13 protein-coding genes are annotated in these 12,457 nt (G+C 69.0%); 7 read left to right on the top strand and 6 right to left on the bottom strand.

What is annotated here, in order from left to right; translation table 11 throughout:
- Both PKD06_RS15880 and PKD06_RS15885 read right to left on the bottom strand, forming a co-directional pair.
- Nucleotides 1-821: MFS transporter (locus tag PKD06_RS15880; RefSeq protein ID WP_324381764.1), on the bottom strand; the 821-nt coding region annotated here is incomplete at its 3' end.
- Between the two features lie 101 nt (nt 822-922).
- Entirely contained in the window at nt 923-1,219 is a 297-nt protein-coding gene (locus tag PKD06_RS15885; RefSeq protein ID WP_324381766.1) for a hypothetical protein, read from the bottom strand.
- 164 nt (nt 1,220-1,383) lie between these two features.
- On the opposite strand from PKD06_RS15885, the gene PKD06_RS15890 reads away from it, so the two are divergent.
- Nucleotides 1,384-3,288, top strand: a complete 1,905-nt coding sequence (locus PKD06_RS15890) for an ABC transporter ATP-binding protein (protein WP_324381768.1) — start codon at nt 1,384-1,386, stop codon at nt 3,286-3,288.
- Nucleotides 3,289-3,355: 67 nt separating this feature from the next.
- On the opposite strand, the gene PKD06_RS15895 is transcribed toward PKD06_RS15890, so the two are convergent.
- On the bottom strand, nt 3,356-4,078 hold the full coding sequence (locus tag PKD06_RS15895) for a tyrosine-protein phosphatase (protein ID WP_324381770.1): 723 nt from the start codon (nt 4,076-4,078) through the stop codon (nt 3,356-3,358).
- 223 nt (nt 4,079-4,301) lie between these two features.
- Between PKD06_RS15895 and PKD06_RS15900 the strand changes: the two genes are divergently transcribed.
- Together PKD06_RS15900 and ppa are read left to right on the top strand one after the other, a co-directional pair.
- A complete protein-coding gene (locus PKD06_RS15900; protein ID WP_324381772.1) occupies nt 4,302-4,808 on the top strand; it encodes a GNAT family N-acetyltransferase in 507 nt (168 codons plus the stop codon).
- A gap of 99 nt (nt 4,809-4,907) precedes the next feature.
- Complete coding sequence (gene ppa / locus PKD06_RS15905; RefSeq protein WP_324381774.1) at nt 4,908-5,450, top strand: inorganic diphosphatase; 543 nt, start codon at nt 4,908-4,910, stop codon at nt 5,448-5,450.
- A 353-nt stretch (nt 5,451-5,803) separates the two neighbouring features.
- Here the strand turns inward: ppa and PKD06_RS15910 are convergent, their stop codons facing one another.
- Nucleotides 5,804-6,061, bottom strand: coding sequence for a hypothetical protein (locus PKD06_RS15910; RefSeq protein WP_324381776.1), 258 nt, complete (start codon nt 6,059-6,061; stop codon nt 5,804-5,806).
- Nucleotides 6,062-6,236: 175 nt separating this feature from the next.
- On the opposite strand from PKD06_RS15910, the gene PKD06_RS15915 reads away from it, so the two are divergent.
- Nucleotides 6,237-7,496, top strand: a complete 1,260-nt coding sequence (locus tag PKD06_RS15915; RefSeq protein ID WP_324381778.1) for a GTP cyclohydrolase II — start codon at nt 6,237-6,239, stop codon at nt 7,494-7,496.
- Between the two features lie 22 nt (nt 7,497-7,518).
- Here the strand turns inward: PKD06_RS15915 and PKD06_RS15920 are convergent, their stop codons facing one another.
- On the bottom strand, nt 7,519-8,181 hold the full coding sequence (locus PKD06_RS15920; protein WP_324381780.1) for a hypothetical protein: 663 nt from the start codon (nt 8,179-8,181) through the stop codon (nt 7,519-7,521).
- Nucleotides 8,182-8,208: 27 nt separating this feature from the next.
- The gene (locus tag PKD06_RS15925; protein ID WP_324381782.1) at nt 8,209-8,589 is read right to left on the bottom strand and encodes a DUF3775 domain-containing protein; all 381 of its coding nucleotides are present in this window, start codon (nt 8,587-8,589) and stop codon (nt 8,209-8,211) included.
- A gap of 168 nt (nt 8,590-8,757) precedes the next feature.
- On the opposite strand from PKD06_RS15925, the gene PKD06_RS15930 reads away from it, so the two are divergent.
- From PKD06_RS15930 to PKD06_RS15940, 3 genes are all read left to right on the top strand, one after another.
- Nucleotides 8,758-9,960, top strand: coding sequence for a pyridoxal phosphate-dependent aminotransferase (locus PKD06_RS15930; protein WP_324381784.1), 1,203 nt, complete (start codon nt 8,758-8,760; stop codon nt 9,958-9,960).
- A 105-nt stretch (nt 9,961-10,065) separates the two neighbouring features.
- Nucleotides 10,066-10,548 carry a DUF992 domain-containing protein gene (locus tag PKD06_RS15935; protein ID WP_324381786.1) on the top strand — a complete coding sequence of 161 codons (483 nt, stop codon included), beginning with the start codon at nt 10,066-10,068 and terminating at the stop codon, nt 10,546-10,548.
- Between the two features lie 143 nt (nt 10,549-10,691).
- Complete coding sequence (locus tag PKD06_RS15940; protein ID WP_324381788.1) at nt 10,692-12,383, top strand: AMP-binding protein; 1,692 nt, start codon at nt 10,692-10,694, stop codon at nt 12,381-12,383.
- Nucleotides 12,384-12,457 lie beyond the last annotated feature (74 nt).

Raw genomic sequence — 12,457 nt, forward strand, 5'->3', positions numbered from 1 at the left:
GACAGCATCTCGGCGCCGCGGGCCGGGCCGTAGCCGAGATCGCCGCAATAGGCGACGATGTGGACCTGCGGCATCGACATGGCGACGCAGCAGGCCACTCCCGCCACCGCCAGCAGCGCCTGCACCGTCCCGGGCTTGAGCCCGAGCGCGGCCTGCGTTCCGGGCGAGACGGGCGCCCGCCCGCCGGCCGCGGCGCTCCCGGCGCGGATCACCGGCCGGCGCGGATTGTGGCCGAGCGCCAGGGCGAGGGGGATGATGGTGGCGAGGCAGATCGCCCCGACCACGGCCAGGGCGACGCGCCAGCCGTAATGAGCCATCATCCACTGCACGATGGGCGGCCAGAAGGCGCCCGCGACGTAGTTTCCGGCCGCGGCGATGGCCATCGCGATGCCGCGGCGGCGCTGGAACCAGAAGGAGATGTCGGCGATGACCGGCCCGAAGCTGGCCGAGCAGCCGATTCCGATCAGGGTTCCGTGGACCAGCGCGAAGATCCACAGGCTGGGCGCGGCCGCGGCGGCGAGGAAGCCGAGGCCGAGCAGCAGGCCGCCCCCGGCCGTCACCGGCACGATGCCGTAGCGGTCCGACCAGCGCCCGAGCTGGACGCCGCCCGCCGCGATGCCCAGCATCAGCAGCGCATAGGGGAGGGAGGCCGCGCCCCGGTCGATCCCGAACTCGGCCTGGACCGCCGGCAGGACCACGACGACGCACCACATGCCCGCGCCGCCGATCGTGACCATCGCCAGGGCGATAAGGAGACGGATCCAGGAGGCGCGGCTATCGGGCTCCGGCGCTGCGGCCGGAGCGGACCGAACTCCCTGCATGCGTTTCTCCCGGTTCGGACTGGCCCGCCGGGATTACCAGAGCGCCGGCCCGCGGGCGACCGCGCCGAAGCGCGGGAGCCCTGCGCGGGACGCGACGCGGGTCAATAGCCTTCGTCGTAATAATAGGTGGGCGCGCCATAGGCCGGATAGCCATAGCTTGGAGCGTAGCCGTAGCGGGGCTGCGACGCGATCACCCCGCCGAGAAGCGCTCCGGCGAGCCCGGCGGCAACGGCGACGCCCGCATTGTTCCGGCGATGGTAGCCATAGGCATAGGGGCGGGCATAGTAGGCGTGATAGCCGCCGTGATAGCGGTAGCCGGGCCGCGCTTCGGCCGGCGACAAGGTCGCCATTCCTCCGAGCAGCGCCGCTGCGGTCGCGAGCGCGATCATCTTGCGCATGGTCTTGCTCCTCTTGAGATGCATGGAGGAACAATCCCGGCAGGAGGAAGAGGTTTCGGTTTCCGCCGGCACGGTCATGTTCGGGACGGATCGGGCCGGCCCCGCTCTTCCCGCCGCGCGGGGGCGAATTTGCGGGAGAACGGTACTCCCTGTAAGGCGTTTGCGTGGCATCGCTTCTCAAACGACGCACGCGGTCGGCCGCGGACCTGGCATCGGGCGACACGCTGGCGCTCCTCTACCGCCTTTGGAAGGATTGGCTGCGGCCTCATTCCAGGGCGCTGCTGCTCATCCTGGTCTTCATCGTGATCGTCGCGGCGGCGACCGGCCTCTATCCGGTCCTGATCAAGGCCGCCTTCGAAGCCTTCACGAACCGCTCGGGCACGGGCGCGCCGGTGAAGATCAATCTCGGCTTCACGCGCTGGTTCGTCGAGCGGCGCGAGGTGATCGTCTTCGGCCCCTTCTTCGTCGTGCTGGTGACGGCCATCAAGGGCTTCGCCCTCTATGCGCTGATCCGGCTGACGAACCAGGTCGTGACCCGCATCGAGGCCGACATGCAGAGTGCCCTCTACGGGCACCTGATCGATGCCGACCTCGCCCGCCTCGGCCAGGAGAGCCCGGCGGCGCTCACGCAGCGCTTCACGACCGATTTCCTCTTCATCAAGGAAGCGCTGACGCGGATCATCACCGTGTTCCTGCGCGAATTGGCCACGGTCACGGCCCTCGTCGCGGCGATGTTCCTGATCGATCCCGCGCTGACCCTCGCCGCCGCCTGCGTTGTTCCCTTCGTGGCCCATCCCATCGCGCGGATCGGCAAGAAGCTGCGGCGGAACTCCAACTCGACCCAGGAACAGGTGGGCCAGATGGCCGCGCTCGTCTCCGAGAGCCTGGCGGGCGCGCGAATCGCCAAGAGCTACGGGCTCGAGGGCTATCTCAAGGAGCGCACCCGCCAGGCTTTCGATGCCGTCCGCCGCCTGAAGATCAAGGCCGCCAATGCCCGTGCGCGCCTCGATCCGCTGCTCGAGGTCGGCGGCGGCGCGGCCGTCGCGGCCGTGCTGGGCATCATCGGCTACCGCATCCTCGACGGGCGCTCGACGGTCGGCGACTTCGCGGGCTTCGTGACGGCGCTGATGATCGCCGCCCAGCCCGTCCGCGCCCTCGGCAACCTGAACGCCATCGTCCAGGAGGCGGCGGCGGCGCTCAAGCGCTATTATGGGATCCTCGACGAGGAGCCCCGGATCAGGGACCGTCCCGGCGCCGCCCCGCTCGCGGTCGGGGCGGGGGAGGTCCGCTTCGAGGATGTGAGCTTCCTTTATGTCAACGGGCCGCCCGCGCTCGACCGGATCGACCTCGCCATCCCTGCCGGGCGGACGACGGCCATCGTCGGGCGCTCGGGCTCGGGCAAGTCGACGCTCCTGTCGCTGCTGCCGCGCCTCTACGACCCGACCTCGGGCCGCGTGCTGATCGACGGCCAGGACGTGCGCGAGGTGACGCTGCGGAGCCTGCGCGCCAATATCGCGATAGTGGCCCAGGAGACGATTCTCTTCGAGGGGAGCGTCGCGGCCAATATCGGCTTCGGCCGGGAGGGGGCGAGCCGCGCGGAGATCGAGGCGGCCGCCCGCGCCGCGGCGGCGGACGGCTTCATCTCGGCCCTGCCGCAGGGCTACGACACCGAGGTCGGCCCCGGCGGCATGCGCCTGTCGGGCGGCGAGCGCCAGCGCGTCTCCCTCGCCCGCGCCTTCCTGCGCAACGCGCCGATCCTGCTGCTCGACGAGGCGACGAGCGCGCTCGATGCGGAATCCGAGCGGCGCGTCCAGGACGCCATCCGCTCCCTGATGCGCGGCCGCACGACGATCGTGATCGCCCACCGCCTCTCGACCATCCGCGACGCCGACCAGATCGTCGTGCTCGACGAGGGCCGGATCGCGGAGGCGGGAACCCATGCCGAACTCGGCCAGCAAGGGGGCATCTATGCCCGCCTCCAGCGCCTTCAGGTTCTCGGCGAATTGATTCCCGACCAGGGTGAGGTCGAGGCGCCCCGCCCGGCGCCCGCCGCCCTGGCGGGGGAATAAGCCCGTACCGCCCCTGTCATCCCCGGCGCGCTGGGGATGACAGGAACTGCGATCATCGGATGCCGGATCACTCGCGCCGGAAGATGCGGTCGGCGACGAGGCTCGACCAGAGCGTCGTCTTGAAGCTCTTCGTCAGGGCCTCGGGATCGTAGACGTCCCGCACCCATTCCTCGAAGGAGAGGCCGCGCGCCTCGCCCTCGCGCTCGAAGGCGTCGAGGAAGGCGTCGAGGATACCGGTCTTGGCGTGGCGGAAATGGCCGTAGCGCGGGCTCAGCTCCTCGCGCGCCTGGGCTACGCTCGCCCCATGGCGCAGGATCAGGTAGAGCGCCGCGAACAGGCCGGCCCGGTCCGCGCCGGATTTGCAATGGACGAGAACCGGATATTCGAGTCCCTCGAGGAAGGCGGCCATGCCGAGCATGGTCTCGCGGTCCGGCGCCTCGCGCGAGCGCAGGACGAAATCGGCCAGCGCGATGTGGTGGCGGTGGCAGGCGTCCCGCTCCAGCGGCCAGGAGCCGTGCTCGCGCCCGCCCCGCAGGTTGACGATCGTCTTGCCGCCCGCCCGCGCGAACCAGGCCACCTGGCCCGGGCTCGGCTGCGAGGAGCGCCACAGATCCGCCGAGACGCGGCCGCGATTCGGATAGACGAGCCGGAAGATGCCGTGATCGGCGAACAGCATGTTCGTCCAGGCGCAGGCGCGGTCGGCGGGGCCGGTCAGCTCCCGGTCCCACCGCGCGATGCGCGCCATGCGCCGCGCATATCTCACTTCTGGCTTTAGGAATTTCTTAAGCACGATGACCGGACGATAGCGAACAGACGAGGCGTCTCACGAGGTCCCGCGCCCGGCGGGGGCTTACCAGCCGCGGCGGGAGCGGGCAACATGGCCTCGGCCGTGGTGCAAGGGTCACAGGCACCCCGGCAAGCGCGGGGCCGGCGCAATCTGGCCTCGGACTTGCCAGGATCGGGAGGAAGATCGGGTTCACGTTGTCTCACTTCGGGGAGGTTGCGGATAGCCCATGACTGCGCTGACCATAAGCATCCGGCGTGCCCGGCTCGACGATGCGCACGACCTTTCGGGCGTGTTCGACGATACATGGCGGGAGACCTACCAGGGAATCCTGCCCGCCATCGCCCTCGAGCGGATGATCAGCCGCCGCGGCCCGCGCTGGTGGGCCCAGACCATCGCCCGGGGCCGGCCGCTGGTGGTGCTCGATGTCGGCGAGCGCGTGGCCGGCTACGTGACCTACGGGCGCTGCCGGGACCGCTCGCTGCCGGCCGACGGGGAGATCGACGAGTTCTATCTCGCGCCGGAATACCAGGGGCTCGGCTTCGGCAAGCGCCTCTTCAAGGCGGTGCGCAACGATCTCGACGACCGCGGCGCCAAGCGCGTGGCGGTGTGGTGCCTCTCCGAGAACGACCGCGCCTGCGCCTTCTATCGCCGCATGGGAGGACGGCTCATCGCCGAGACCACCGAGCGCTTCGGCGGCGCGGGCCTGTCGAAGAGCTGCTTTCTCTACCGATAGCTTCGTCGGCCTTCCGGGTCCCGCGCAAAAACTGTGCGGAACCTTCTTGTCCGCCGAACGGGGGCTCGCTAGAGCGGAGGTCCAACAGGAGTTCTCCGCATGCGCCTCGACGCGATTTCGATCGGAAAGAATCCGCCTCATGATGTGAATGTCGTGATCGAGGTCCCGATCGGCGGAGAGCCGATCAAGTACGAGATGGACAAGGACGCCGGAACGCTCGTCGTCGATCGGTTTCTTCACACCTCCATGCGCTATCCGGGGAATTACGGCTTCATCCCGCACACCCTGTCCGGGGACGGCGATCCCTGCGACGTCCTCGTGGCCAATACCCGCGCCATCGCGCCCGGCGCCGTGATCAACGTGCGGCCCGTCGGCGTGCTGCTGATGGAGGATGACGGCGGCAAGGACGAGAAGATCATCGCGGTGCCGAGCACCAAGCTCACGCGCCGCTACGAGAAAATCTCCACCTACAAGGACCTGCCGCAGATCACCATCCAGCAGATCGAGCACTTCTTCGCCCATTACAAGGACCTTGAAGAGGGCAAATGGGTGAAGATCGTGCGCTGGGGCGATGCCGAGGAGGCGGAAAGCCTGATCCTCGAGGGCATCAAGCGGGCGGCGGACGAGAAGGGCGCCGCCTGAAAGCATCGGCTTCCCCGCAAAGCTCAGGCGGACAAGGCCGGGGCGATCAGGCGAAGCGCCCCTGTCATTCCCGGCGGCCCGACGGGCCGGGGAGGGAATCCAGAGCCGCCTGCGAGCCCTCCTGGGTCTCTTTCCCCTCCGCTTCGCTCCGGCCGGGGATGACAAGGGGCCTCAAACGCCTCGTATCCGTCACCCGAGTTGATGATAGGGAGGGCGCTTCACCCGATCGCCCTGAAGGCAAGCCCGCAAGGGGCTATGAGCAGGCCATGGAGTGGCCTCCGCCCGGGGCGGAGGTCGGCCGAAGACCCTTTCGAGCCTGCCGGACCGCAGAAGGTCCGGCAGGATTCCGAACTCTACCAGTAGCGGCGATAGTAATAGTATCGGCGCGGCCGGTGATAATAGTAATACCGGCGCGGGCGGTAGTAGCGATAGTGATATCGCGGCCGGTAATACCGGCGACGATACACATAGTAATACGCCTTCTGGACCTGGATCGGCGATGCCTGCGCGGCTTGCGCGGAAGCTCCCAGCGGCGCCGCCCGAGTCGCGCTCGGCGACATGGCGAAAGCGCCGATCAGAAGCGCCAATGTGAGAATGAGTCTCTTCAGCACTCTGTTTCTCCTTCCCTGGCTTGCCCTCGTTCTCCCGGGGTGGAGCTCGGGTAAAGAAGAAGTATGTCATTCGTTCCCGGTTGTGTCGATTCTTCTGCGGTTATCGTTGACGCGTGCCGCCGCGTGGGAAAGACTCCGCCGGCTTCGCGCCCCTTCCGGCGCGCCGGCCCAGGCGATGACGACACCGAACCGCCCCCAGCATATCCGCCTCACCTCCCATCCCGACCCCGAAGCCTCCGGCCGCCGCCGCATCCGCTGGGGGGAGGGCGATCCGCAGATGCGCGGCGCGATCGTCGGCTCCGTGACGAACCCCGCCGAGCGCAACGTGATCGGCTCGCATGGCGGCTCCTATTCGATTTACCGGGCCCTCGCGATCTCGGCCCGTGCCCTGAACCCGCTGGCGCGGCCGGATCTGCGCAACACCGATCCCGTCGTCGCGATCGGTCCCCATCCGCAATGGGGGGAGCCCGGCCGCATCGTCTCGCTCGATCCCTTCGGACACCTGGTCGGCGCCGTCTTCGGCGAGGCCATCGCCGCGGGCACCGACATCCGGCCGACCATCGCGGTGACCCGCGCGCGGCTGAACCTGCCCGAGATCCTCGCCGCGATGGCGGCGGGCCGGATCGCGGCCGACGGCGCGATCCTGCATGCCAACGGGGATGTCGCCGTCACCAAGATCGCGATCGACCCGGTCTGGTGGCTGCCGGGGATCGCCGGGCGCTTCGGGACGACCGAGAGCGAGCTGCGCCGCACGCTTTTCGAGCAGACGGGCGGCATGTTCCCCGAGCTGGTGACGCGGCCGGACCTCTCCGTCTTCCTGCCGCCCATCGGCGGGATGACGGCCTATGTCGTGGGGGAGGTCGCGGCCCTCGCCGATCCGGGGCGGCGCGTCGCCTGCCGGGTCCATGACGAATGCAACGGCTCGGACGTCTTCGGCTCCGACATCTGCACCTGCCGTCCCTATCTCATCCACGGGATCGAGGAATGCGTGCGCGAGGCGCAGGGCGGTGGAGCCGGCCTCGTCGTCTATAACCGCAAGGAAGGGCGGGCGCTCGGGGAGGTGACGAAGTTCCTCGTCTACAACGCCCGCAAGCGCCAGGAGGGCGGCGACAGCGCCGCGACCTATTTCGAGCGCACCGAATGCGTCGCCGGCGTCCAGGACGCGCGCTTCCAGCAGCTCATGCCGGACGTGCTGCACTGGCTCGGCATCCGGCGCATCGACCGGCTGATGTCGATGTCCAACATGAAATACGACGCCATCGTCGGCTCCGGCATCGAGGTCGGCGAGCGGGTGCCGATCCCGCCCGGGCTGATCCCGCCCGACGCCTCGGTCGAGATGGAGGCGAAGAAGGCGGCGGGCTACTACGCCCCGGACGGCGCGCTGGAGGCGGGCCGGCTCGGCGGCGTGAAGGGGCGCGACCTCGACCGCTATTGAAGCTTCCCGTCGTCCCGGGCGCTCAGAGATCCGCTTTGGCGAGGTCCCAGAGCAGCCGGTAGGTTCCGAGCGAGACGCGCGCGGCGTCGGGGCCGAGCAGCGGCTCGAGCTGGGTTTCGGCGAAGGCCCGCACGGCCGCGACATCCGATCCGTCGACGAGGACGCGCCAGTCGGCGGCGCCGGGATCGGCGGCGCCCGGTTCGGTCAGCGAGACGGAGAGGTCGGGGTCGTTCTCCAGGAGATGCATCGCGACGACGCCCGCGAGCCCGGCCGGCTTGAAGGCGAGGGCGAGCCGCTCGCGCAAAGCCTGCCGGCCGCCGGGATGGGGGCGCAGCCGCAGCATGGCGAGGGCCGCGCCGCGGCCCTGCCCGCCGCTCGCCGTGATGCGGGCGACCGCCCGGCCCATGTTCCTGAAGCGCGCGAGATTTGCCTTCGACCAGTCGGTCTGGTTCGCGAGGGCGTGCCGGTAGGCGGGGCCGGACAGGTCCTCGAAGCGGGCCGTCGAATAGAGGCCGAGATATTTCGGCGCCGCGTCGACGGCGACGTAGCGCCTCGCCTCGAGGAAGCCGGGGATCGCGACGCGCTCGGCGATGTGCTCGCGGTCGTACCACTCGTTGAACTCGGCTTCGTGCTCGGGCGCGATGTCCATGGTGGTCATCAGCATGCCCTTGCCGGCGATCGGCATGACGTCGTCCCCCTGTCGAGGCCGCCGTCAGGAGCAGGAGCGGCCGAGCGCGGCGAGTCCTTCGTCGAGGAGGTCGCCGAGATTGGGGATGCCCAGAAGATAGTCCGCTGTCGAGAGGCTTTCGCGCTCCTGCGCCATGCGCAAGGCCTCCCGCCATTCGGACGCCTCGAAGTCGCCGCGCCCGATCCAGGCGATGGCGACGAGATCGTGGCGTTCGTCCTCGTTGAGGCCGTCGATGAAGTCGCGGATCTGGTCCTCGGTCGCATCTCCGGGCGCGGAGGTGAGAACGTCGATCGAGCCGTCGTCGCTCGGGTTCGAGCCGGAATCGGGATCGGTCGCGTCCTCTTTGACGTCGACTTCCCGCGCCCGCAGGATGAGTTCGCATACCTTGTCCGTCGCGATGTCCATGGCCGTGGCTCCGTCCGCCCGGAGAGGCAATGCGCGAGGCGGGGTGCGGTTCGGACGGGAGAAGGTCTGCGCCCGCGGCGAGGGCGGCCGTGGGCTGCGCGATTCTCTTGCTGGCGCCGTTCGGCGGGACTAGGGTCCGTGCGTCCTCGATCCATTGGAGAGCGCCCGATGGCCTTTCTGGCCGATACTCTTTCGCGCGTGAAGCCGTCCGCCACCATCCTGATGACGCAGAAGGCGCGGGATCTGAAGGCGAAGGGACGGGACGTGATCTCGCTCTCGGTCGGGGAGCCCGATTTCGACACGCCCGACAACATCAAGAACGCGGCGATCGAGGCGATCCGCCGGGGCGAGACCAAGTACACGCCGGTCTCCGGCATCCCGCAGCTCCGCGAGGCCATCTGCCGCAAGCTCAAGCGCGAGAACGGCCTCGACTACAAGCCCTCGCAGACCATCGTCGGCACGGGCGGCAAGCACGTGATCTACAACGCGCTCCTCGCGACGCTCAATCCGGGCGACGAGGTGATCGTGGTGGCGCCCTACTGGGTCTCGTACCCCGAGATGGTCGCTCTCTGCGGGGGAACGCCCGTCCTCGTCGAGGCCACGATGGAGCACGATTTCAAGCTCCAGCCCGAGGCGCTCGAGCGCGCCATCACCCCGCGGACGAAGTGGATCATCCTCAACTCGCCCTCGAACCCCTCGGGCGCGGCCTATAGCTGGGACGAGATGAAGAAGCTGACGGACGTGCTCGTGCGCCATCCGCATGTCTGGGTGCTCACGGACGACATGTACGAACATCTCGTCTATGGCGACTTCGAGTTCGTCACGCCCGCCCAGGTCGAGCCGAACCTCTACGAGCGCACCCTGACCATGAACGGGGTCTCCAAGGCCTACGCCATGACCGGCTGGCGCATCGGCTATGCGGCCGGGCCCGAGCAGCTCGTGAAGGCCATGGATTTCGTCCAGGGCCAGCAGACCTCGGGCACCTGCTCGGTCTCGCAATGGGCGGCCGTCGAGGCGCTCGACGGCACGCAGGAGCACCTGCCGCGGTTCCGCAAGGCGTTCGAGGAGCGGCGGGACCTCGTCGTCTCGATGCTCAACCAGGCGAGCGGCCTCAAATGCCCCAAGCCCGAAGGCGCCTTCTACGTCTACCCCTCCTGCGCGGAGACGATCGGCAAGACGGCCCCCTCGGGCAGGAAGATCGACACCGACGAGGATTTCGTCACCGAGCTGCTCGAGGCGGAGGGCGTCGCGGCGGTGCACGGCTCGGCCTTCGGGCTCGGCCCGAACCTGCGCATCTCCTACGCCACTTCGAACGCCCTGCTGGAAGAGGCGGGGCGCCGGATTCAGCGCTTCTGCGCGGCCCTGCGCTGAGGCTTCCGGCAGGGCCGGCGCCCGGCGAAAAATCGCCGGGCGGGGCGGAACCCACGGCCTAGCTTGGCATTGCACCTCCGTTACACACTTTACGGAGTTCCCCCCATGTCCAAGCTCAGCCTTCTCGGCCTGGCGGTTGCCGGCCTTGCGGCGGCGGCGACGCCGCAGGCCGCGAATGCCGCGATCGCCGCGGGCATGCTGCGTTGTACGGTCTCGGCCGGGGCTGGCTACGTGATCGGGTCTCAGCGCGTGGTCGTCTGCAACTACTACAACCCCTATGGCGAGCTGGAGACCTATGACGGCTATCTCGGCACCGCCGGGCTCGATGTCGGCTATACGAGCATCAGCGCCGTGCGCTGGGCCGTGGTCGCCCCTTCCGCGACGGTCCGCGGCGCGCTCGAGGGGCGTTATGTCGGGGTGGGGGCCCAGGCCACGCTCGCCGTCGGGGTCGGCGGGAACGGGATGATCGGCGGCTTCCAGAACTCCATCAATCTCCAGCCTCTCAACGTCTCGGCCCAGGAGGGGCTGAATGCCCAGATCGGCTTCACCGGCCTGACGCTGCGGCTGCGCACGGTACGCCGCCGCTGACGGCCGGACCTCGCCGGAGCGAAAAGGGGCCGGCGGGAACGATACTTCCGGGGGATCGGGCCATTCGGCTGTTGCGTTGCAGGGCGCCGGATGGTTCGCTTCCCTGAGGCTGCGCGCCAGATCGCGGCTCGTCCGGAGGAGCCATGTCCGCCGAGTTGACGCCGAAAGACGGCAAGCCCTGGCTCGCCTCCTATCCGCCCGGAGTTCCGGCCGAGATCGATCCCGCATCGGCCGGCACGCTGGTCGATATCTTCGATGAGAGCGCGCGCCGCTATGCCGACCGGCCCGCCCTGGAGAGTTTCGGCACGCGCCTGACCTATGGCGAGCTGGCGGCGGGGGCGGCTGCGGTCGGCTCCTGGCTGGTCCGCTCCGGCATCGCCAAGGGCGATCGCGTGGCGATCATGCTGCCCAACGTGATGGCTTTCCCGGCGGTCCTGTTCGGCGTGCTGATGTCGGGAGCGACGGTCGTCAACGTCAATCCGCTCTATACGCCGCGCGAGTTGGGCGGGCAGTTGCGCGATTCGGGGGCGCGCACGATCTTCGTGCTGGAGAATTTCGCCGCCACCGTGCAGGCCGTGCTCGACGAGGCGCGGCTCGACCGCATCGTCGTGGTGAAGCCGGGCGATCTGCTCGGCTTCAAGGGCATGGTGGTCAATTTCATCTCGCGCCATGTCAGGAAGGCGGTCCCGGCCTATGCGCTGCCGGAGGCGGTCGCCTTCGCCGATGTCGTCGAGGCGGGGCGCGCCGGTCCCCGGGCGCCGGTCGCGGTCGATCCCGACGACGTCGCCTTCCTGCAATATACGGGCGGCACGACGGGCGTCGCCAAGGGCGCGACCCTCACCCATCGCAACGTCGCGGCCAACGTGCTCCAGTGCCAGGCGTGGCTGAGCCAGTCGCTCGGCGAGCGGCGGCACATCATGGTGACGGCGCTGCCGCTCTATCACATCTTCGCGCTCACCTGCTGCTGCATGGTGATGATCCGCATCGGAAGCTGCCAGCTTCTGATCTCCAATCCGCGCGACATTCCCGCCTTCGTGAAGACGCTGCGGAAGCGCCCCTTCACCTGCATCTCGGGCGTGAACACGCTCTTCAACGCGCTGGCCCGGGCCGAGGGCATCCGGCAGGTGGATTTCTCGCGGCTCTCCCTCTCCATCGCGGGAGGCATGGCGACGCAGGCGGCGGTGGCGCGGGCCTGGAAGGAACTGACCGGATCGCCGATCGTCGAGGGCTACGGCCTGTCGGAGACCTCGCCCGTCGTCACCATCAACCGCTTCGACATCGAGGAATTCTCGGGCCATTCGGGCTATCCGGTCCCCTCGACCGAGGTTTCGCTGCGCGTCGAGGGCGAGGCCGTTCCCGCGGGAGAGGCCGGGGAGCTGTGCGTGCGCGGCCCCCAGGTGATGCGCGGCTACTGGAACAAGCCCGAGGAGACCGCGCGCGCCATGACGCCCGACGGCTTCTTCCGCACCGGCGATATCGCCGTGATGCTCCCGGACGGCGCCATCCGCATCGTCGACCGCATGAAGGACATGATCCTCGTCTCGGGCTTCAACGTCTATCCGAACGAGGTCGAGGAGGTGATCGCGGGTTGTCCCGGCGTCGCCGAGGTCGCGGTGATCGGCCTGCCCGACGAGAGGTCCGGCGAGGCCGTCGCGGCCTATATCGTCAAGGCGCGGGAGGAGCTGACGGAGGAGGAGGTGCGGGCCTGGTGCCGCGAGCGCCTCGCGCCCTACAAGACGCCGCGCCATATCGTCTTCCGCGACGCCCTGCCCAAGACGAATGTCGGCAAAGTGCTCCGCCGCGCCTTGCGCGAGGAAGCTATCGCCTCCGCGTGAGGCGGAGGCCATGTCGGGTCCATGGGCGGGAAAACGCCTCGCCTATCCCTCGATATGATAAGCCCCGCCTGCGG

Origin of the sequence: Enterovirga sp. (genome assembly GCF_035325185.1) — a bacterium.
In the GTDB taxonomy this organism is placed as follows: domain Bacteria; phylum Pseudomonadota; class Alphaproteobacteria; order Rhizobiales; family Beijerinckiaceae; genus Enterovirga.

Excerpts from the sequence above, each read along its gene's own strand:
- PKD06_RS15885 (WP_324381766.1), bottom strand. The coding sequence starts at position 1,219 with ATGCGCAAGATGATCGCGCTCGCGACCGCAGCGGCGCTGCTCGGAGGA.
- PKD06_RS15900 (WP_324381772.1), top strand. The coding sequence starts at position 4,302 with ATGACTGCGCTGACCATAAGCATCCGGCGTGCCCGGCTCGACGATGCG.
- ppa (WP_324381774.1), top strand. The coding sequence starts at position 4,908 with ATGCGCCTCGACGCGATTTCGATCGGAAAGAATCCGCCTCATGATGTG.
- PKD06_RS15915 (WP_324381778.1), top strand. The coding sequence starts at position 6,237 with ATGACGACACCGAACCGCCCCCAGCATATCCGCCTCACCTCCCATCCC.
- PKD06_RS15920 (WP_324381780.1), bottom strand. The coding sequence starts at position 8,181 with ATGCCGATCGCCGGCAAGGGCATGCTGATGACCACCATGGACATCGCG.
- PKD06_RS15925 (WP_324381782.1), bottom strand. The coding sequence starts at position 8,589 with ATGGACATCGCGACGGACAAGGTATGCGAACTCATCCTGCGGGCGCGG.
- PKD06_RS15930 (WP_324381784.1), top strand. The coding sequence starts at position 8,758 with ATGGCCTTTCTGGCCGATACTCTTTCGCGCGTGAAGCCGTCCGCCACC.
- PKD06_RS15935 (WP_324381786.1), top strand. The coding sequence starts at position 10,066 with ATGTCCAAGCTCAGCCTTCTCGGCCTGGCGGTTGCCGGCCTTGCGGCG.
- PKD06_RS15940 (WP_324381788.1), top strand. The coding sequence starts at position 10,692 with ATGTCCGCCGAGTTGACGCCGAAAGACGGCAAGCCCTGGCTCGCCTCC.